Annotated in this window: 1 protein-coding gene; it reads right to left on the reverse strand. The window is 78.2% G+C overall.

What is annotated here, in order from left to right; genetic code table 11:
- Nucleotides 1-293: Hpt domain-containing protein (locus GEV02_RS32640; RefSeq protein WP_152841922.1), on the reverse strand; the 293-nt coding region annotated here is incomplete at both ends.

Raw genomic sequence — 293 nt, forward strand, 5'->3', positions numbered from 1 at the left:
TCCTGGCGCAGGGCCGTCTCGACCGCTGCGGTCAGGCCGGCGACCTCGCCGGCGCCCAGGTTGGCGGCCACGCCGCGCAGCCGGTGCAGGCTTTGCGCGGCCTGCGGGCGCTGGCCGGCCGCCAGCAGCGCCTTGACCTCGCTCACAGTGCCGCCCTGCGATTGTTCGAAGCGCTTGAGCAGCGCCACCAGCGCCTCGTGGTTGCCGCCCAGCCGGGCCAGCGCGGCGTCGATGTCGATGCCGGGCAGCGGGGGCAGGGCGGGCGCGTCCGGCGGTCCGGCGGTCCCGGCGGC

It is taken from the genome of Rugamonas aquatica (genome assembly GCF_009380215.1).
GTDB lineage: Bacteria > Pseudomonadota > Gammaproteobacteria > Burkholderiales > Burkholderiaceae_D > Rugamonas > Rugamonas aquatica_B.